The organism is Rhizobium sp. NLR16a (assembly GCF_017948245.1).
In the GTDB taxonomy this organism is placed as follows: domain Bacteria; phylum Pseudomonadota; class Alphaproteobacteria; order Rhizobiales; family Rhizobiaceae; genus Rhizobium.
This window is the reverse complement of the sequence record NZ_CP072865.1, coordinates 1360615-1380730: the sequence shown is the minus strand read 5'-3', so window position 1 is coordinate 1380730 and position 20116 is coordinate 1360615. Positions and strand designations below refer to the sequence as shown.

Here is a 20116-nt window from a genome sequence, read left to right as displayed (position 1 = left end):
TCAAGCGGTCAGTTGCGCAGTCGGTATCCGGTCTTGAAGATCCAGCCGAGCGTTGCCAGGCAGATTGCCAGGAACACGGTGATCATCGCCAAGCTGATCGCCGGGTTGACATCAGCGATGCCGTAAAAGCTCCAGCGGAAGCCGCTGACGAGGTAAAGCACCGGGTTGAAGTGGCTGACCGCCTGCCAGAAAGGCGGCAGCATGCTGACGGAATAGAAGCTGCCGCCGAGGAAGGTCAGCGGCGGCACCACGAGCATGGGAATGAGGTTCAGCTGCTCGAAATTGCCGGCCCAGATGCCGATCATGAAGCCGAACAGGCTGAAAGTGACCGCGGTCAGCAGGAAGAACAGGATCATCATGAAGGGATGTTGGATCCTGACGTCGACGAAGAGATTGGCGGTCAAGAGAATGATGACGCCGATGATGACGCCCTTGGTCGCCGCCGCCCCGACATAACCGAGCAGGATCTCCGTCATCGCCACGGGCGCCGACAGCACCTCATAGATCGTGCCGGTGAATTTCGGGAAGTAGATGCCGAAGGAGCCGTTGCTGATGCACTGGCCGAGCAGCGTCAGCATGATGAGGCCCGGCGTGATGAAAGCACCATAGGATACGCCCTCCACTTCCTGGATGCGCGAACCGACTGCCGCCCCGAAGACGATGAAATAAAGCGAGGTCGAGATGACAGGCGAGATGACGCTCTGCAGCAGCGTGCGGCGCGTGCGCGCCATCTCGAAGAAATAGATCGATTTGACCGCTTCGAAGTTCATTTGCTCGCTCCCACCAGCGCCACGAAGATATCTTCGAGCGAACTCTGCCGCGTCGAGAGATCCTTGAAATGGATATTGTTCTCGCCGAGCCGGGTCAGCAGCGTCGCGATGCTTTCCTGCTCGTTATCGGCGTCGAAATCATAAGTCAGGCGGCTTCCGTCCGCTTCGAGAGTGAGGCCATTGCCGGCAAAGCAGTCCGGCAGCCGGCTCAGCGGTTCCGCCAGATCGAGAATGAGCTGCTTGCGGCCGAGCTTGGCCATCAACGCCGCCTTTTCCTCGACGAGCAGCAACTCGCCGCCGTTGATGACGCCGACGCGGTCGGCGATTTCCTCGGCCTCTTCGATATAATGGGTCGTCAGGATGATGGTGACGCCCGAAGCCCGGAGTTCTTCGACGACGTGCCACATGTCCTTGCGCAGCGTCACGTCGACGCCGGCAGTCGGCTCGTCGAGGAAAAGAATATCCGGCTCATGCGAAAGCGCCTTGGCGATCAGCACCCGTCGTTTCATGCCGCCGGAGAGCTGACGCAGCATATTGTCCTTCTTGTCCCAAAGCGAAAGCGCCCGCAGCACCTTCTCGATATGCGCTGGATTGGCCTTCTTGCCATGCAACCCGCGAGAAAAGCTCACTGTGTTGAACACTGTCTCGAACTGATCGGTCGTCAGTTCCTGCGGCACCAGTCCGATCATCGAGCGGGTCGCGCGGAAATCCTTTACGACGTCCTGGCCGGCCACCAGCACGCGGCCGCCGCTCGGATTGGCGATGCCGCAGATGATTGAGATCAGGGTCGTCTTGCCGGCGCCGTTCGGCCCGAGCAGAGCCAGGATCTCGCCCTTCTCGACATCGAGGTTGATGCCCTTCAGGGCCTCGAGCCCGTTGGCATAAGTCTTGGTCAGGTTCTGAACGGAAATAATGGGGGTCATGCAGGACTCTTGCGGATGCTCGAAAGTATTTCGGCCCGCTATATAGTCCCTCTGTGACGCTTTGACATCCTTCGGGAACATGAACACTGCATTCACGCCTCGCCAACACCGTCACTTTCGTCAAGCCGATCACCCATTGGTGACAAGCCTGGAATAGTCGGCTTCCGATAGCCATCGCACGCCGCCAATTCTCCCTGAAAGAAAGGCAGAGGTCTGCTCCGGATGTCATCATCCGGTGATATTCATGCCCGATAAGAGAGCCGAGGCAAGCACCGGCATCCGCCCCGCCGCCCATTCCTTTGCGGAGCCGTCTTACCGGCGTTCTCGTTGCGCCCTTTTCCGCTGCCTCGGCACGTAATGAAAGTTATTGTTCAGTCACCAAGCGTTTGGAACCGGCCAGTATCCCTGTGCAGCCGCGTTCGTCTCAGCCGGCCTCTGCGCCGGCTTTCTTTTTGATGTGTCGTTGCAGCAGGTGGCCGACCTCGTCCTTCGAGGCCCTGCGGGGCACCAGGATCAGGTCGGAGAGAGGTCGCGGCCATGTCGCAAGACATAGCAGCGAGACGGCACAACGATCAGCCCTCATCGTGAGGTGCGTCGGCCAAAGGCCGAGGCCTCTGAGGACGAGGGCGGGTGGGAAGCAGTGGATGCTCCCCCTCACAACTCATCATAATTGAACCAATCAAAATCCGCCGTCTTCCCACGCCCCGACGTATCGAAGGCGAAGACGCCGGCAAAAGCACCGGTAAAGGAGCCGTGCTCACCGCGACCGCCCTCGTCGGAAATCACGCCGGCGTCCAGGAGAGGGCCGATCCGTTGCCATGCGCCCTTGCCTTCCGTCTGCCAGAAGAACTGCAGGTCATTTTCGCGGATTTCCATCGCAAGCTGGACACGGCCCTCGGCCGGGATCGTTACTCCGCTTTCGGCGGGAAAGCTGAGGCGGCCGTTCGGGTAGTCGCCGTTGCAGGAGAGGATGGTCACGCAGCGGCCGAGCGTTTCGTGCAGCGTCACGGCAATCGCGTGGAACTTGTGGCGATTGTAGTAATGCGTCAGCCCCGCCACCTGCTGATAGGTGTCGGGCGAAAATTCGATCACGGTCTCGGCGCGGAAACTATGATGTTCCTGCCGGCGCGCGACCAGCGACTGCTCGAACCAGGAGCCTATGCTTTCGCGACCGATCAGCCTGAGATGGCCGGGACGGTCCGTCAGATTGAAGATGCGCTGGGGTTCGGGCGTGCGCAGCCACTGGAAATCGGCCGGCAGCTTGTCCCCATCGAAACTGTACTCGCTGCGCATCGGCTTCTCCACCGGCACTGCGCCGAAGAGACCCTGCACATCGACATCGGGCACGTAGGTGCCGTTTTCCAGATAGAGCCAATCATCGTCGCGCCAGACGCATTTCTGCAGGGACGTTTCGCGCCCCAGCGTGCAGCGCCGTTTCGGCGGCAGCGGCCGGCCGCAGAGATGGGTGTGATAGGCTTCGCCGTCTGGCGTCTCGACATATTGGCCGTGCCCTGCTCGCTGCAGCACCGCGCCCGGATGATCCTTCGAGGTGATGAGATGCATGTTCGGATGCATCTCATAGGGCCCCTCGATGCGGCGCGAACGCGCCATGGTGACGGCGTGGTCATAGCCGGTGCCGCCCTCGGCGGTCGTCAGATAATACCAGCCGTTCTTCTTGAAGAGATGCGGCCCTTCCACGAGGCCGAGCGGGCTGCCGGCGAAGATGTTTTTGATCGGCCCCTTCAGCACCTTGGTCGCCGGATCCCATTCCTGCAGCAGGATGCCGTCGAAAGCCGGCGATTTCGGCGAGCCGCCGAAGCTCTGGGTTCGGTGGTTCCACTGCATGTTGACGAACCATTTGCGGCCGTCATCGTCGTGGAAAAGCGAGGGATCGAAGCCGGAGGAATTCACATAGACCGGCTCGGACCATTCGCCCTCGATCGAAGGCGACGTCACGATGTAATTATGTGCATCCTTGAAATTGCCGTCGAAGCGCTTGACGTCAGTATAAACAAGCCAGAACTGCCCGTCGGCATAGGAAAGACACGGCGCCCAGATGCCGCAACTATCGGGATTGCCGCGCATGTCGAGCTGCGAGGCACGCTCCAGCGGCCGGCGCACCAGCGTCCAGTTCACCAGGTCCCGCGAATGATGGATCTGCACACCCGGATACCATTCGAAGGTGGAGGTGGCGATGTAATAATCGTCGCCGACGCGGCAGATCGACGGATCGGGATTGAACCCGGGCAGGATGGGATTGCGGATCATGGACGGCCTCCTCCTAGATTATTGCGGTACGTACGTCAGAAGGTGCGGTTCAGCTCGCCTCCCCACCCTCATCTCTGTGCCCTTAGGGCTTTGCCCATGGGATGTCACAGAAATCCAGCCGGCCTAAGTCCTTGGGCCGGAAAGACCCTTCTCACCGCGCAGACGCGCGGTGTCTGGATTCCTGTGACGAGCACAGGAATGAGGGAGCAACAAATGTGCTCCTTGCCTTCATTCCCGCTCCGCCGACTTCGCCCAGAGGTTGATATCGGCCTCCTTGGCATAGACATCGATCTCCTTCAGCTCCTCGGCCGAGAATTCGATATTATCCAGCGCTTTGACGCAATCGACGATCTGCGACGAGCGGCTGGCGCCGATCAGCGCCGAGGTCACGCGTCCGCCGCGCAGCACCCAGGCTATCGCCATCTGCGCCAGCGTCTGGCCACGCCTTTCGGCAATCTCGTTGAGCCTGCTGATATTGTCGATGATCGAGGGGCGGATGAAATCGCGCTTCAGGAAATGGTTCTGAGCTGCCCGGCTGTCGGCCGGAATACCGCCGAGATACTTCGTCGTCAGCATGCCCTGGGCGAGCGGCGAGAACACGATCGAACCCATGCCGATGTCATCGAGGGTATCGAGCAGCCTGTCATCCTCGACCCAGCGGTTGAGCATTGAATAACTCGGCTGATGGATCAGGCAGGGCGTGCCGAGGTCCTTGAGGATGGCGGCTGCTTCGCGGGTGCGCTGCGAATTATAGGAGGAGATCCCGACATAGAGCGCCCGGCCGGAGCGGACGATATGGTCGAGCGCGCCGCAGGTCTCTTCCAGCGGCGTTTCCGGGTCGAAGCGATGCGAATAGAAGATGTCGACATAGTCGAGGCCCATGCGCTTCAGGCTCTGGTCGCAGGAGGCGACCAGGTACTTGCGGCTGCCCCATTCGCCATAGGGACCAGGCCACATATCGTAGCCGGCCTTCGAGGAGATGATCAGCTCGTCGCGAAGCCCGGAGAATTCGGTGCGCAGGATCTCGCCGAAGGCGGCCTCTGCGCTGCCGGGAGGCGGGCCGTAATTGTTGGCGAGATCGAAATGGGTGATGCCGAGGTCGAAGGCCGTGCGGCACATGTCGATCTTCCGGTCATGCGGCGTATCACCGCCGAAATTGTGCCAGAGGCCGAGAGAGACGGCCGGCAGCTTCAGGCCGGAGCGGCCCGTGCGGTTATATTTCATTTTTGAATAACGGTCTGCTGCCGGTTGCCAGCTCATGGAAGTCTCCTTAATCGAATATCAGCGTCCTCATCATGCAACGTCTTCGGCTCACGAAAACGCCGACGCCTACCCCCTGTCTGCCTGCCGGCACCTTCTCCCAGCGAGCGGAGAGAAGGGAAATGCCACAGCCTGTCCTTCCCCACCACCTCTCACATGGCGCGTCCCTCACCCGTTTAGGCGGAAAGGGTTAGGGTGAGGGGCAACCATCGGCAAAAACCGGATCGTGAGGCCGACATGATGAAACAAATGGAGCAAGCGCGCCAATACGGCAAGCGCAGGCGCGCTTTCTCCGCTACCTCAACAGCGCCTGCGCCTCTTCGATGCCAAGCGCCGCTGGCTGGGTGCAAGTCGTCGTCAGCTCGATAAAACGATCCTCCTCGCCTGATTTCAGGATCGAGGTCATGACGTCGACGCCGTGCAGAGTGCGGTCAAGCGAGCAGCGCGCGTCGCGGCCTTCGATCAGCGACATTGCCATATCGGCAAGGCCAGCCGTGCGGTAATTGGCCCGCGAGCCGCTCGGACTTTCCTGGTTGATCTTGCCGAAGGGGTGCTCCCAGGGCTCGAGCGGCTTGATGTCCTTGTCGCGACCGCTGGCCTCTACGGTGCCGCCGAAGAAGTTCGGGTCCGGCACGTAGAGAGAGCCGTCGGTGCCGTAGAGTTCCATATTCGCATGGCGATGCGACCACACATCCCAGCTTGCCGACAGCGTCACCGTGGCGCCGCTGACGAATTCGAGCAGCGCCTGGATCGTCGTCGGCGTCTTGACCGGGATGATTTCGCCGTGGCGCGGCTGGCTGGTAATCGTCCGGGTCGCCGATGCCATCGAGGTCATGGCGCCGACGCGCTTCACTGGGCCGATCAGGTTGATCAGATTGGCGATGTAATAAGGACCGAGATCCAGGATCGGGCCGCCGCCCGGCAGGAAGAAGAAATCCGGGTTCGGATGCCACATCTCCATACCGGGGCTCATGACATAGCAGGCTCCCGAGGTCACCCGGCCGATGCCGCCATCGTCGATGAACTTGCGGGCGAGCTGATGGGCGCCGCCGAGGAAAGTGTCCGGCGCGCAGCCGACGGCAAGGTTCTTCGCCTTGGCGATGCGGCGAAGCTCTTCGCCCTGCTCCAGCGAAAGCACCAGCGGCTTTTCCGAATAGACGTGTTTGCCGGCTTCGAGGATCGCCTTCGACACCGGAAAATGCGCATCCGGGATCGTCAAGTTGACGACGACGTCGATCTCGTCATTGGCGAGAAGCTCGTCGATCGTCTGTGCCTTGACGCCATATTCCTTGGCGCGGGCCTCGGCGGCCTGCACGTTGATATCGGCGCAGGCCAGCACCTTCAGCCCGTTGAAGAGCGGTGCCAGCGAGAAGTAGGTGGTGGAGATGTTGCCGCATCCGATGATGCCAACGCCAAGTTCCCTGGTCATGATTTGCCTCAATAAGTCTGGAAGGATGCAATCGAACGGCTGATGTTGCGGTCGATGTCTTTCGGATTGTCATGTTCGACGACGAAGTGCTTCGCCTTGGTGCCGCGCAGTGTGGCAATCAGCTTGGCCCATTCGACCTTGCCGTGGCCGACATCGGCCCAGCCGTCTTCATCCGTCGCTTCACCGGCCGGCGCGATGTCCTTGACGTGGACTGCGGTAATGCGCGAGCCGAGCGTGTCGATCCAGGCAAAGGGATCGGCGCCGCCCCGGATAACCCAGGCAATATCGGCTTCCCAGGAAATGTCGGGCGCGCCTTCGAAGATGCGCTCGATCGGCAGCGAGCCGTCAGCCAGCTTGACGAATTCGAAATCATGATTGTGCCAGCCGAACTCGTAGCCGGCATCCTTATAGGGCTTGCTCATTTCCTGTAGACGCTTGCCGAAGGCGAGCCAACCGGCTCCGTCCGAGGGGCGCTGGTCGGCCGCCAGATGCGGGGCATAGATCGAATCCATGCCGAGTATCCTAGCGATGTTGAGCGACTTCTGGACTTCCTTCTCCAGAAAGTCGGGACTGAAGTGTCCGCTCGCCATCACCAGGCCGTTCTTGTCGAGATCGGCGCGAAGGCTCTTCAGTCCCGCATCGTCGAGATCGGCATAGATGCCGCCGAACCCCTCGACCTCCGCATAGCCTGATTTGCCGAGCTTTTCGAAAATCACAGAATAGGGCTGGAAGTTGCGCGCACTGTAGAGCTGGTAGCTGAGTTTCGTCATCTTATTCTCCTTGGGCCTCGTGCCCATTTCTTGGAAGGATCAATCCGCCGATTGGCAGGAATGCAGGTCGTAGAAGCGGAATTCCGGCAGCTTGCCACGTTCTAGCTGATGTGCCGGGGTGAAGGTGATACGGCGGCTCTCGCCTGCTGCAAGGTCGAAGGCGTTGTCGGAATATTTGCCGTCCGTCTCGCTCTCGATCACCACGAAGAGTGCAAGTCCCCTGGCGGTGACGTTGATGTCGATCGCGCCGCTCTTCTCGACATATTCGTGGGTAACGGTCAGGCCCGAGGGTTCCAGCTCCAGCGCCTTATAGGTGCCGTTGACATGGTGCCCCTCGCCGCCCATGCCGTTCGACGCGGTGAAATGCCAAGCAAGCAGCGTTCCCGGGTCAATCTCGGACACCTCGATCGCCGCGGCCGTCACCGCCGCATCCGGCGAACACATGGCCTGCACGTCTTTCAAATGCTTCCGCTCGCCCTTCATCGTCAGAAGCGAGATCGACAGATCGACGCTGACATCTGAAAGCGTGTCGTTAACGAGCGAGAAGCGGATCGTCTTGCCGTCCTGGGCGGGAATGGCGGCGACCGCGACCGGCTGGAAGAAACGTTTGACGAGATAGTGCATCGCCTTCCAGCGCCCCCCATAGTCGAGGCTCGACCATGAGGCGACAGGCCAGGTATCGTTAAGCTGCCAGTAGATCGTGCCCATGCAATGGGGCTTCAGCGACCGCCAATATTCCACCGCGGTCTTGATCGCCAATCCCTGTTGAATCTGGCTGAGATAGACGAAGTTCGGGAAATCCTTGGGGAAGCGGAAATAGCGGAACATCGTGCCGGCGATGCGCTCGTTGCCGCCCGCATTCTTCTGGTGCAGCTCCATGACGGGGGAAGCGACGTTCATGTCCTTCTCCTCGGCATAGGTTCTGATGACGGGCAGCGAGGTATAGGACTGGAAGCCGAATTCCGAGCAGAAGCGCGGCCGCACCGTACGGTAATTGTCGAACGATTTGTTCTCGTGCCAGACCGACCAGTAATGCATGTCGCCGGAGCCGTCGGCATGCCAGGCATCGCCGAAATCGAGATAGCCTGATGCCGGGCTCGACGGCCACCAGAGCGCCCCCGGCAGCGCCTTCTTCACCGCCTGTTCGATCGTCCGGTTGAGGCGGTCGTAGGAGACGAGGTAGCGGTCGCGGTCCTTCCTCGATTCCTCGAACCATGTCAGCGCGCCCACCAGTTCGTTATCGCCGCACCAGAGCGCGATCGAAGGATGCGAAGAGAGCCGGCGCACCTGGTAATCCACCTCGATCGCCACATTGCCAAGGAAGTCTTCGGTCGAGGGATAGAGGTTGCAGGCGAACATGAAGTCCTGCCAGACCATGAGGCCCAGCCGGTCGCAGAGATCGTAGAAATAGTCCTGCTCGTAGAAACCACCGCCCCAGACGCGGATCATGTTCATGTTGGCCGCTTTGGCCGATTGCAGTAGGTCCTCGGTCTTTTCAGGCGAAGACAGCGAGAACAGCGCATCGGCCGGAATCCAGTTGGCGCCCCGGCAGAAGACCTCGCGGCCGTTGACCTTGAAAGCGAAACGGCTGCCCGCCGCATCCGGCGTGGTGATCAGTTCGATGGTGCGAAGGCCGAGCTGCTTCGTCACCACCTCGTCGGACAATTCGACGGAGAGCGTATAGAGCGCCTGTTCGCCGTTACCGGAGGGCCACCAGAGACGCGGATTGTCGATATGGAAGAGGTGGTGGACATCCGTCTCGCCCTTGACACCGACATCGAGACGGATGCGCTCGCCGTCAAGATCGAAATAGACCTGGGCGATGCCAGCATGCTTGGCAAACAGGCTCGCCGTCACCATGAGGTCGACCGAGCCGTCATTATTGTGGATCTGGCGGGTGACGACATGTTCGATGCGCGCCGTCTCGATCTTTTTCAGCGCGATCGTGCCGTAGAGCCCAAGCGGCGCGATGGCGATGTTCCAGTCCCAACCGAAATGGCATTGCGGCTTGCGCAGCATGTTGCCGTCGGGGATCGGCGAATTGCCGGTGCTGTAGGGAATGTAGAAGGGCTGCTTTTTCTGCCGTTCGGCGCCGACGCCGGGATTAGAGGCAAAGACGATGCGGATCGAGTTGTCGCCCGCTTTCAGCATGCTGGAAACATCAGGCCGGTAGCGGCGGAAGCTGTTGTCGGCTTCGAGCACCAGAAAGCCATTGACATAGACGCTGGCGACCGTGTCGAGATAGTCGATATCGAGATACCAGTCGCCCTCGACCTCCTGCAGCGTGAAGCTGCGCTCTACCGCCCATTCACGCTGGGCAACCCACTGCACCTTCTCCTCGTTCCGGCCGAAATAGGGATCGGGGATCAGCCCTGCCCTATGCAGCGCCGTGTGCACGTCGCCGGGCAAGGTGATTGCGCTCTTGATCTCGCCATCAACAGATGTGAGCTGCCACGAACCGCAAAGGTCGATTCTGGAGAGGGTCGATTGTTGCGTCACGATATTATTTCCGATTTACGATTCTAGAAGAAGCGGCGCGTGCGCCGCTGCCCTGCCGCCTTGTCGTTCGCAAGGGGCGCTTCACCTCTCCTCCCTCATTCCTGTCCTCGGGCTTGACCCGAGGGATGTCACAGGAATCCAGTGCGCCCAAGTCTTTGGGCGCGGGAGACACTTCACTCGAAAGAGAGCCTGTGACATCCCTTGGGCGAAGCCGGAAGGCCACAGCAATGAGGGAGCATGGAGCACTGGTCGGACTCATACAAATAGCCTTGCAGCCAAACAGAAAGCAGACGGCACCATCTCCGACCCCGCCCGCGAAAATCTCCCTAAAGACGCAGCTCACTCTCGGCATCGAACACCGAAGCCAGCGCCATGTCGAAGCTCAGCTTTACCTTGGCCCCGACATCAAAGCGGCGTGCGCCGTTGACGCGGACCGACATCGTGTGACCGGCATGTTTCAGCCACAGAAGATTGTCCGCCCCCATCGGTTCCTCGATATCGACGGTAGCGTCATGTTCTTCGCCGCCGGCATTCTCATTGACCTTGATGTGTTCGGGGCGGACGCCGAGCACCACCTTGCGGCCAGGCTGCAGCGTCTCGTTGGCGTCGTAGGCGGCGAGCGAGAAATTGACGCCGTTAGCGGTAAAGGCGATGCCGTCACCTGTTTTGACCAGTTCGCCGCGCAGGAAATTCATCGACGGCGAACCGATGAAGCCGGCGACGAAGAGATTGCGCGGCCGGTTGTAGATCGTCGTCGGATCGTCGAGCTGCTGGATGATGCCGCTCTTCATGATGGCGATGCGATCAGCCAGCGTCAGCGCCTCGATCTGGTCGTGCGTCACATAGATCATCGTATTCTGCAGCGACTGGTGCAGGCGCTTGATTTCGACGCGCAGTTCCGAACGCAGCTTGGCGTCGAGGTTGGACAGCGGCTCGTCGAACAGGAAGACGTCGACATCGCGCACCAGCGCCCGACCGATTGCCACGCGCTGGCGCTGGCCGCCGGATAGTTCGGCCGGCTTGCGCTTCAAAAGCGGCTGGATCTGCAGGATCTCGGCCGCGCGCGCGACGCGCTTGTCGATCTCGGCCTGCGGCACCTTGGCGACGCGAAGGCCGAAGGAGAGGTTCTTCTCGACCGTCATCTGCGGATAGAGCGCGTAGGACTGGAAGACCATGCCGATGCCGCGGTCCTTCGGCTCTTCCCAGGTGACGTTCTTGCCCTTGATGAAGATCTGCCCTTCCGAAGCGTCGAGCAGGCCGGCGATGCAATTGAGCAAGGTCGACTTGCCGCAGCCGGACGATCCGAGCAGCACCAGGAATTCGCCATCGTTGATGTCGAGGTTGAGATCCTTCAGCACACTGACGGCACCGAAATTCAGCGACAGATCCCTGATCGAGACGCTCGAATTGGAGACAGTTGAATTCATGTTCATGTGATCACCCCTTCACTGCGCCTGCGGCAATGCCGCGAACGAAAAGCCGTCCGGAGACGAAATAGACGATCAGCGGCACCAGGCCGGTGAGGATCGTCGCTGCCATGTTGACATTGTATTCCTTCACGCCCTGAACGGAATTGACGATGTTGTTGAGCTGCACGGTCATCGGATAGGTATCCGGCCGGGTGAAGACCACGCCGAACAGGAAGTCATTCCAGATGCCTGTGACCTGCAAGATCATGGCGACGACGAAGATCGGCAGCGACATCGGCATCATGATCTTGAGGAAGATCTGCCAGAAGCCCGCCCCGTCGACACGCGCCGCCTTGAACAGTTCCTCCGGCAGCGACACGAAGTAGTTGCGGAAGAGCAGTGTCAGGATCGGCATGCCGAAGATCGAATGCACGATGACGAGGCCGGTCAGCGTGCCGTAGATGCCGATTTCACGCAGGATGATGACGATCGGATAGATCATCACCTGATAGGGAATGAAGGCCCCGATGATGAGGATCGAGAAGAATAGCTCGGAACCCTTGAACCGCCAGTTTGCCAGCGCATAGCCGTTCACCGAGGCGATCGCGATCGAGATGATCACCGACGGCACCGTGATGCGCACCGAATTCCAGAAACCGCGCGACAGGCCATCGCAGTTCAAGCCCGTGCAGGCCTCCGCCCAGGCCTTGACCCAGGGTTCGAAGGTGATCTCCATCGGCGGCGAGAAGATGTTGCCGAGACGAATTTCCGGCATACCCTTCAGTGACGTCACGACCATCACATAGAGCGGCAGCAGATAATAGAGCGCTGCAACTGTCAGCGTTCCATACAGCATGATGTTGCGCGCTGACAGCGTCGGGCGCGGCTTCGGACCGCTCGGACCGTCGCCGAGCCTCTGTGAGACGGCGTCGATGCCGGCAGCCGTGGTGTTGAGAGTTTCGATATCAGCCACGCTTGCGCCCTCCTCCGAACTCCAGATAGGCCCACGGAACGATGATGATCGCGACCGTGACCAGCATCATCGTCGATGCGGCGAAGCCCTGACCCAGATTCTGCGCCTGGAACATGTAATCGTAGACATATTTGGCTGGCACTTCCGATGAGATGCCGGGACCGCCCGAAGTCTGCGCCACCACGAGGTCGTAGACTTTGACGATGCCGGAGGCGATGATGACGATCGTCGTGATGAATACGGGCCGCATCATCGGAATGACGACGAGCAGGTAGGTCTTCCACATCGGGATGCCGTCGACGCGGGCCGCTTTCCAGATATCCTCGTCTATGCCGCGCAGGCCGGCAAGCATCAGACACATGACGAGGCCCGTTCCCTGCCAAAGCGCCGCAATCAGAATCCCGTAGATGACGATTTCGGGCGTATAGAGCGGATTGAAGGTGAAGCTTGTCCAGCCGAGCGATCGCACCACCGACTGGACGCCGAAGTCCGGGTTCAGAACCCACTGCCAAACGAGACCGGTCACGATGAAGGACAGCGCGAAGGGGTAGAGAAAAATGGTGCGAAAAGTGTTTTCGAAACGGATCTTCTGATCCATGAGCGCGGCGAGCACAAATCCGATGACCAGGCTGAAGATCAGCGAGAGGACGCCGTAGAGCGCCAGATTTTCGATTGCAGTAACCCAGCGGGGTGCCGCCCAGAGACGGTGATACTGGTCAAAGCCGACGAAGCTCAACCGCGGGAGGAGCTTGGAATTGGTGAAGGAATAAAAGACCGTCCAGAACGTGCCGCCGACAAAGATCACCAGCGCTGTCAGGATCATCGGAATGGACGCAATCTTGGCGTTCAGATTGCGCAGTAACTTGTTTGGCCGGCCTGCTTGCGCTTGACCCGTCATGAAACCTCTCCTCAAATCGCAGCTGCGGCCGGTAGCGGCCGCTCTCACCCCCGCCCGCGGGATCCGCCGGAATGGCCGGCAAGACCATCGAAACTTGCGGGAGGATCCGGCTCCGGGGAGCCGGATCGCACGGGCAGCGAACCTGCCGATCAGTCAGCCGAAGCGATGATCTCGGCGAAACGCTTCTGAGCGTCTTCCGGCGTCATCGACGGGTTGGCGAAGAATTCGGAGAAGAGATCTTCCTTCTGCTTCTGGCTGTCGGCCGAAAGCAGCTGGTCGGTGCCCTGAATCACGTTACCCTTCGCCAGGATGTCGAGGCCCTTCTTCATGCAGTCGTTGGCGGCGGCAAGATCGACGTCGCCGCGAACCGGCAGCGAGCCCTTCTTCAGGTTGAAGGCAACCTGGGTCTTGGGGTCGAGCAGGGTTTTGGCGAGCACGGCCTGTGCCTTGGACTTTTCCTCATCCTTCAACAGCGGGAAATAGAAGGCGTCACCACCCGTCGAGATGATTTCGTTGACGCCGAGACCCGGCAGGCAGGTATAGTCGGTGCCGGCCTTCTGACCGGCGAGCGCGAATTCGCCCTGCGCCCAGTCACCCATGATCTGACCGCCGGCCTTGCCCGTGATGACGAGGTTGGTCGCCTGGTTCCAATCCTGGACGTTACTGCCCTTGGACATGCGGCGGGCGTCGTCGGCAGCCTTGAAGACCTTGGCGATCTCGGGTCCGGCGGCGACCTCTGCATCCTTGTCCTTGAAGACCTTGTTGAACACGTCCTTGCCGGCGACCGCGACCATCAGCACGTCGAAGGCGCCTGTCGCCTGCCATGGCTGACCGCCGACAGCGAGCGGAATGATACCGGCCTTTTCGAGAGCCGGAGCGGCAGCGACGAATTCGTCCCAGTTCTTCGGAACCTCGACACCGGCCTTCTTGAATGCGGCGTTCGAAAGCCACAGCCACTGCCAGGAGTGGATGTTGACCGGAGCGCAGTAGATCTTGCCGTCGATCGTGCAGGAATCGAGCAGGCTCGACGGACGAATAATATCCTTCCAGTGCTCTGCGGTCGCGACATCGGTCAGGTCGCGCATCAGGCCAGCCTGAACCAGTTCCTCGGCCTGGCGGCCGTGGTTGAACTGGGTGGCGCCCATCGGGTCGCCGCCGGTGATGCGGCTGATCATGATCGGGCGCGCCGTGCCGCCGGAACCGGCGATAGCGCCGTCGACCCAGTGGTTGCCGGTGGCGTCGAATGCCTTTGCCAACTCGGCGACAGCAGCGGACTCGCCGCCAGACGTCCACCAATGGGTGACTTCGAGATCGGTGGCGCTGGCGCTGATCGGAAGCGCAGCGGAAGCGGCAAGCATGGCCGCCATCATACGAATTTTCATGAGTTCTCCTCCCTCACTGAAACGTTGCCGGAAAAACTTAGATCAATCGATTTCCCCACGCAACTGCCCGCCCGTAAATTTTTCTTTAAAGATCAGGATTACCACTTCTGACTGTTTCGGAAGACCGCCCCACACCCGGTGAATCGGCAGTCGGGCAGAGTTTTCCGCAGGCGCTTCCTCAGATTATTACGGTGAAATTTAACGATAATTTTCAAATTGCAGTTTCGAACTCCGCATTACCTTTTTCGCACCTGCAGAAAAATCTCGTCGGAATAATCGATTCAACCTGTGCGAATGATATTGCGACGCACACAAGAAAAACTGCTCGACATTTCTACTGTATCGTTACAGATTGAGTTCTTCAGGGAGGCGCGATTTTGGCAGGCGGCGGGCTTACGGCGCCTGAAAAAGCCTCTATAAGCGAGACCAATTCGCGCAAGGCGGCCTACAGGGATGGAAAACAAGGGAAATTTCGGACAGGCGACATCGACGGCGGTGACGCGCGAGCGCCCGACGTTGAAGACGATCGCCTTCATGACGGGCCTCGGCGTGACGACGGTATCGCGTGCGCTGAAGGACGCGCCGGATATCGGTGCCGAAACCAAGGAGCGGGTGCGCATGGTCGCCCGCCAGCTCGGCTACCAGCCGAACCGGGCGGGTGTGCGCCTGCGCACCGGCAAGACAAACGTTATCGCCCTCGTCCTCAGCATCGATGAAGAGATCATGGGCTTCTCCAGCCAGATGGTCTTCGGCATATCCGAAGTGCTGTCCGGCACGCCTTATCATATCGTCGTGACACCGCATTCCCACAGCAAGGATCCGATGCTGCCAGTGCGCTATATCCTCGAGACTGGCTCGGCCGACGGCGTCATCATCTCGCGTATCGAGCCGGACGACCCGCGCGTGCGGCTCTTGTCCGAACGCGGCATGCCCTTTGCCACGCATGGGCGCACCGATGCAGGTCTCATCCACCCCTTTCACGATTTCGACAACGAGGCCTTCGCCCATCAGGCGGTGGAACGCCTCGTCAAACGAGGTCGGCGCCGCATCGCCCTGCTGCAGCCGCCAAGCAAGCTCACCTATTACACCCATATCCGCATCGGCTTCCAGACCGGCCTGCACGATTACGGCGCCGAAGAAGTGCCGCTGCGCGTCAATACCGACGCGCCGCTCGCCGATATCCGCGACATCATCGAAGTGATGATGCGCTCGGCCAACGCGCCTGACGGGATCGTCTGCTCGGCCGGCAGCGCCGCGATCGCCGTCAATGCCGGCATCGAGGCCGCCGGCAAGGCGCTCGGCCGCGATCTCGACATGGTCTCCAAGCAGTCGGTGCCGATCCTCAACTGGATCCGTCCCGAAATCATCACCGTCCAGGAAGACGTGCGCCAGGCCGGGCGCGAAATGGCCAAGGCCGTCATCGCCCGGATCGACGGCGTCGAACCCGAACTGCTCCAGAGCATCAGCCAGCCGATCTGGCCGGAGGGTGACAGATAGGGCAGTGGCGAGCGGGACGACAACTAGCGAAACAATGCCAACATCGAAAACATACATGATGTAACGCCCGCCCTATCCCTAAGCGCGGCATTCCCCAACATCCCTCATCCTGAAGGCGCGCAGGCCGAATGCCGAAGCCTCGAAGGGCACACCGCAGCGCTCCTCCTTCCATCAATGTTCCCGCCATGCCGAGCACCCGCCCTGTCCTTCGAGGCCCCTACGGGGCGCCTCAGAGTCTGTGAATCTTTTGGATTCTCGTCCGTTTTGCGAGAATTAGGTCATTGATTTAACTAGCTAAAAATGCAAAATCATAGATTCACAGGCTCTCAGGATGAGGCTTTCTTGGGTGCCCGCGCAATAGCCGGACGGAACCGGCTGTTCCACGTCACCATTGAGGATATGCTATCATCCCATCCTTATTTTAGTGGCCCGAAGAAAAACGAGCCCTACCCTCGGATTCGCAAGTGGGCATCGGCTCGAAAAAAGCCAAGATTGGCCGCCATCTCACGAAACGTACCGCGGAGATGTCGACAGGATGAAGCAGAGCAGCGTGCCTTATTTCAGCCAATGGGAAACGCCCGGCATGACGCTGCCGGTGCTTGCCGAGGGTTCGCAGGCGCTGCTCAGGGATCCGCTCTGGCGCCAGTCGGGAGCCGCGACCATCGAAGAATATGCGCGCTGGGCGGTGAATGTCTGCGGCATGGCCTGCCTGAAGATGATCCTGGCCGCGCGCGGCGAGATCCATCCTACTCTCGAGCTTGCCCGCGCCTGCACTAGATATGGCGGTTATGTCGTCAACGAGATCGATGCCTCGATCAAGGGGTTGATCTACGCCCCGTTCGTCCGTTTCGCCGCCGAGCGTTTCGGTCTCAGCGCCGAGGCAATGACCAACGTCGAAACTTCAGCCATCCCGGAACTTCTGTCGAAACGCCGGTTCTTCATAGCCTCGGTGCATTCGGCCATCCGCTGGCCGGAGCGCGAGCCGCCGGCAAAGGGCGGTCATCTCGTGCTGGTGACATCAGCCTCGCAGGAGACGATCCATTTCCACAATCCGTCCGGCCATGACGCGGCAATTCAAGCCGATGTCACGCTGCCACTTGCCGTCTTCGATCGTTTCTTTGCCAATCGCGGCATATCGGTCGAGGCCTGATCTTTCCGACATCCCATCGCTTCGGAGGCTTTCATGACCCCTTCCCCCAACAGGCTGCGCATCGCCGTGCTCTTCGGCGGCCGTTCGGCCGAGCACGAGGTTTCCATCCTCTCGGCGACCAACGTGATGGCTGCCCTGGAATCCGAGAAATACGATGCCCTTCCCGTCTTCGTCACCCGCGAGGGACAATGGCTGCTGAGCAGCTTCGAGGACGGCCGGCTGGCGACACCCTCGTCAGGCACGGAAATCTGCCTCGTGCCGGGCGGTCGCGGGCGCATGCTGGCCATGTCAGCCCATGGCGCGCCGCATGAATTGCCAAGGATCGACATCCTGTTTCCCGTGCTGCACGGCCCTCATGGTGAGGACGGATCGGTGCAGGGCGCAGCTGAAGTGGCGCGCGTGCCGCTCGCCGGCTGCGGCATCCTCGGTTCAGCCGCAGCCCTCGACAAGGATATCGCCAAGCGTCTGCTGCGGGCCTCGGGCCTGCCGGTGGCGCGCGCCGTGACGATCCACGAGGGTGCGGCCCCTTCACTCTCCGCACTCGAAGCCGAACTCGGCCTGCCGCTCTTCATCAAACCGGCACGACAGGGATCGTCGGTCGGCGTCGCCAAGGTCCATGCCAGCCAGGAATTCGCCGCAGCGCTCGAGCAGGCCTTCCGTCATGACAGCGTCCTGCTTGCCGAGGAATTCGTCGCCGGCCGCGAGATCGAATTCAGCGTGCTGGAAGATAGCGACGGCAAGCTCTTCGTCTCCCGCCCGGGCGAGATCGTGCCGGCGGAAAGCCACGGCTTCTACAATTACAACGCCAAATATATCGATGAGAACGGCGCTGCCTTGAAAGTCCCGGCCGACCTGCCGGCGGAGATCGAGGCCGCCATGCGCGACACGGCCGCAAGGGCTTTCCGGGCCGTCGGCTGTGACGGCATGGCGCGCGTCGATTTCTTCCTGACATCGGACATGCGCTTCGTTATCAATGAGCTCAACACCATTCCCGGCTTCACCGATATCAGCATGTATTCCAAGGCTATGGCGGCAAGCGGCGTCAGCTATGCCGAGATCATCGACCGTCTCGTGGCGCACGGCATGGCGCGCGCCAGCCGCGCGGCCTGAAGGCAGAGCGTTCAGCGCCGCCTAAAGATACACCACTGGAAAGACTGCCGGCCGCCGCCGGGGGTCGTGTGCTCTTCGCGCCAGTCGCGCTCCAGCGTGAAGGCCGTCGAGAACTCCGCCTCCAGCGCGGCCGCGTCGTAACGCTGGACCGGCAAGCCGCTGCACCGTTCCGGCCCGTCCGGCGCGAAAGTCGCGAAGATCACGACGCTGCCCGGCGCCGTGCCGGCTTCGAGCGCATGGCGATAGGCAAGCCGCTGCTCCGGCGCGGTGAGAAAGTGAAAGACGGCGCGGTCGTGCCATACGTCGTAGTAGCGCCCGGATCTCCATACGGTGACATCGGCCACCAACCAGGTGACCCGCATGGCGTCGTCGCCCAGCCGCACCTTCGCGACGTCGAGTGCCGGTGCGGCGATATCGAGAACGGTAAGGTCTGACCACCCGCGTTCGATGAGACGATCGACGAGGCTCGACGCGCCGCCGCCGACATCGATCAGCGAAGCCGTAGCCGGCAGCTGCAGTGCATCAATCGCCTTGAGGGAAGGTTCCGGCGTCGGCTGATACCAACTGACGCTGTCGGCTCCCTTCGTGCGATAGACTTCGTCCCAGTGCTCACGTGTGCCGTTCGTCATCCTACATCCATTTTGGCAGCGTCCGATCCTGATCCATCAACATATAGGGATTGAGACGTCGTCCCCAACCGCCCCACACGCGCAACCATATGCGCGCTTCAGGAAGGAATGTGGCGGTAAACAAGATCGCTGGGCTCGTTCCGGGGCGCTATGGGATTGAGACGCGCCCCAGCCGCTCGGCAACGGCCACGGATGCCGCATTGCCGGGAGCGATATAGCTCACAAGCGACGGCAGCTTGAGTGTCTCAAAAGCCCAGCCGCGCAACGCAAAGGCTGCCTCGGTCGCATAGCCCCTGCCTTCATGCCCTCCATAAACGAACCATCCAGGTTCCTTTTCCGGAAAGAGTGGCCCGTGGTTGATCCCCACCTGGCCGATACATTCGCCGGTTTCAACGAGATCGATCATCAGCGCTCCGTGCCCGAAAAGCCGCCACAGAGCCACGTCGTGCAGAACATCCCCCATGCCGCGCGCGCGTCGAACGGGCCGCCCATTCCGGTGGACCGCGGCGAAGCCATCAGCCGCGCATAGGCGGCGAAGTCATCGATCTCAGGCATATGGAGCCTAAGGCGTGCGGTTCGGAGGGTGATCGCGCCCATTCCGGACATGTCATTGCCTTTCTGCTGAAGATCTAGTTTTCGAACGCCGGAGCGAACCGGAGCGTGCCGCTCGGCGCCGGCCCGCGAAGGACAATGCGCTGGACGAGCCGCTTGTCGAGATCATGATAGCTGAGTTTCCCGTCGCTGCTGAAACCAGCGCCGCGATAGACATCGGGATTGCCGATCAGCGCGCATCCGCTGGCGCCCATCTCCTCCAGCAAAGCGAGCCCCTTTGCAATCAGCGCCTTGCCGATGCCTTGCCGCTGTCTCCCCGGCTTGACTGATATCGGACCCAGTCCGAACCAGCCGCGATGCGCACCGTTGATCGCCACCGGCGAAAACGCGACATGCCCCAGGATCTCGCCTTTTTCCTCGAGGACCAGCGAGATCGTGAGATCGCCGCTCGCGCGAAGCCTCCGGATGATCTCCGCCTCAATACCTTCGCTGTAGGGCATGGCCGCAAAGGCGATCGACGTCAAATCGTGGATCGCATCGATATCTGCGGGCGTCTCATATCGGATTAGCATCCCTACAATCCTCAGGAGCAATGTT

Annotated in this window: 16 protein-coding genes and 1 pseudogene; 3 read left to right on the top strand and 14 right to left on the bottom strand. The window is 60.7% G+C overall.

Going from position 1 to position 20116, the window contains the following annotated elements:
* Positions 1 to 8: 8 nt before the first annotated feature.
* The 11 genes from J7U39_RS06525 to J7U39_RS06475 all read right to left on the bottom strand — a co-directional run bounded on the left by J7U39_RS06525 (position 9) and on the right by J7U39_RS06475 (position 14581).
* Entirely contained in the window at positions 9 to 770 is a 762-nt protein-coding gene (locus J7U39_RS06525) for an ABC transporter permease (RefSeq protein WP_210631008.1), read from the bottom strand.
* Positions 767 to 1693 carry an ABC transporter ATP-binding protein gene (locus tag J7U39_RS06520; protein WP_210631007.1) on the bottom strand — a complete coding sequence of 309 codons (927 nt, stop codon included), beginning with the start codon at positions 1691 to 1693 and terminating at the stop codon, positions 767 to 769. The genes J7U39_RS06525 and J7U39_RS06520 overlap by 4 nt, the downstream gene beginning before the upstream one ends.
* 654 nt (positions 1694 to 2347) lie before the next feature.
* Positions 2348 to 3961 carry a glycoside hydrolase family 43 protein gene (locus tag J7U39_RS06515; protein WP_210631006.1) on the bottom strand — a complete coding sequence of 538 codons (1614 nt, stop codon included), beginning with the start codon at positions 3959 to 3961 and terminating at the stop codon, positions 2348 to 2350.
* 228 nt (positions 3962 to 4189) lie between these two features.
* The gene (gene mgrA / locus J7U39_RS06510) at positions 4190 to 5221 is read right to left on the bottom strand and encodes an L-glyceraldehyde 3-phosphate reductase (RefSeq protein WP_210631005.1); all 1032 of its coding nucleotides are present in this window, start codon (positions 5219 to 5221) and stop codon (positions 4190 to 4192) included.
* A 295-nt stretch (positions 5222 to 5516) separates the two neighbouring features.
* Positions 5517 to 6650, bottom strand: a complete 1134-nt coding sequence (locus J7U39_RS06505) for a Gfo/Idh/MocA family oxidoreductase (RefSeq protein ID WP_210631004.1) — start codon at positions 6648 to 6650, stop codon at positions 5517 to 5519.
* Between the two features lie 8 nt (positions 6651 to 6658).
* Positions 6659 to 7420 carry a sugar phosphate isomerase/epimerase gene (locus tag J7U39_RS06500; RefSeq protein ID WP_210631003.1) on the bottom strand — a complete coding sequence of 254 codons (762 nt, stop codon included), beginning with the start codon at positions 7418 to 7420 and terminating at the stop codon, positions 6659 to 6661.
* 39 nt (positions 7421 to 7459) lie between these two features.
* Entirely contained in the window at positions 7460 to 9919 is a 2460-nt protein-coding gene (locus J7U39_RS06495; RefSeq protein ID WP_210631002.1) for a glycoside hydrolase family 2 protein, read from the bottom strand.
* 326 nt (positions 9920 to 10245) lie between these two features.
* Positions 10246 to 11352, bottom strand: coding sequence for an ABC transporter ATP-binding protein (locus tag J7U39_RS06490; protein ID WP_210631001.1), 1107 nt, complete (start codon positions 11350 to 11352; stop codon positions 10246 to 10248).
* Positions 11353 to 11356: 4 nt separating this feature from the next.
* Positions 11357 to 12301, bottom strand: a complete 945-nt coding sequence (locus J7U39_RS06485) for a carbohydrate ABC transporter permease (RefSeq protein ID WP_210631000.1) — start codon at positions 12299 to 12301, stop codon at positions 11357 to 11359.
* On the bottom strand, positions 12294 to 13199 hold the full coding sequence (locus J7U39_RS06480; protein ID WP_097599962.1) for a sugar ABC transporter permease: 906 nt from the start codon (positions 13197 to 13199) through the stop codon (positions 12294 to 12296). Before J7U39_RS06480 ends, J7U39_RS06485 begins: the two co-directional genes overlap by 8 nt.
* A 149-nt stretch (positions 13200 to 13348) precedes the next feature.
* On the bottom strand, positions 13349 to 14581 hold the full coding sequence (locus J7U39_RS06475) for an ABC transporter substrate-binding protein (protein WP_210630999.1): 1233 nt from the start codon (positions 14579 to 14581) through the stop codon (positions 13349 to 13351).
* Positions 14582 to 15034: 453 nt separating this feature from the next.
* Between J7U39_RS06475 and J7U39_RS06470 the strand changes: the two genes are divergently transcribed.
* From J7U39_RS06470 to J7U39_RS06460, 3 genes are all read left to right on the top strand, one after another.
* Positions 15035 to 16078 (top strand): LacI family transcriptional regulator, encoded by a 1044-nt coding sequence (locus tag J7U39_RS06470; protein ID WP_210630998.1) that lies wholly within the window; start codon positions 15035 to 15037, stop codon positions 16076 to 16078.
* A 535-nt stretch (positions 16079 to 16613) separates the two neighbouring features.
* Positions 16614 to 17228 carry a C39 family peptidase gene (locus tag J7U39_RS06465; protein WP_210630997.1) on the top strand — a complete coding sequence of 205 codons (615 nt, stop codon included), beginning with the start codon at positions 16614 to 16616 and terminating at the stop codon, positions 17226 to 17228.
* A gap of 33 nt (positions 17229 to 17261) precedes the next feature.
* Positions 17262 to 18338, top strand: a complete 1077-nt coding sequence (locus J7U39_RS06460) for a D-alanine--D-alanine ligase family protein (protein WP_210630996.1) — start codon at positions 17262 to 17264, stop codon at positions 18336 to 18338.
* Between the two features lie 11 nt (positions 18339 to 18349).
* Here J7U39_RS06460 and J7U39_RS06455 read toward each other — a convergent pair whose 3' ends face one another.
* From J7U39_RS06455 to J7U39_RS06445, 3 genes and pseudogenes are all read right to left on the bottom strand, one after another.
* Complete coding sequence (locus J7U39_RS06455) at positions 18350 to 18967, bottom strand: class I SAM-dependent methyltransferase (protein WP_210630995.1); 618 nt, start codon at positions 18965 to 18967, stop codon at positions 18350 to 18352.
* Positions 18968 to 19065: 98 nt separating this feature from the next.
* Positions 19066 to 19573: pseudogene (locus J7U39_RS06450) on the bottom strand (GNAT family N-acetyltransferase).
* Positions 19574 to 19596: 23 nt separating this feature from the next.
* A complete protein-coding gene (locus J7U39_RS06445) occupies positions 19597 to 20091 on the bottom strand; it encodes an N-acetyltransferase (protein ID WP_210630994.1) in 495 nt (164 codons plus the stop codon).
* Between the last annotated feature and the right edge of the window lie 25 nt (positions 20092 to 20116).